Origin of the sequence: Cobetia sp. SIMBA_158, from assembly GCF_046566945.1 — a bacterium.
Taxonomy (GTDB): domain Bacteria; phylum Pseudomonadota; class Gammaproteobacteria; order Pseudomonadales; family Halomonadaceae; genus Cobetia; species Cobetia amphilecti.
In genome coordinates this window covers 1-239 of the sequence record NZ_JAWJYL010001015.1, presented here as the reverse complement: position 1 = coordinate 239, position 239 = coordinate 1, and the positions used below count along the sequence as shown (strand labels likewise).

At 52.7% G+C, this 239-nt stretch carries 1 protein-coding gene; it reads left to right on the top strand.

Annotated features, from left to right (window positions below; all coding sequences use genetic code 11):
- Positions 1 to 239: hypothetical protein (locus R2R70_RS22870; protein WP_410979327.1), on the top strand; the 239-nt coding region annotated here is incomplete at both ends.

The following is a 239-nucleotide window of genomic DNA, read 5'->3' as shown; positions in this document are numbered from 1 at the left end:
AGTTCGCCAGCCACATGGTGATGTTTGACCTGCCATTCAACCCGGATCTACTGGAGCAGCGTATTGGTCGTCTGGATCGTATCGGCCAGGCGCACGATATTCAGATCCATGTGCCTTATCTGGAGAAAACCGCTCAGTCGGTGCTGGTGCGCTGGTATCACGAAGGTCTGGATGCATTTGAGCACACCTGCCCGACCGGACGCACTATTTACGATAGCGTATACAACGATCTGATTAAC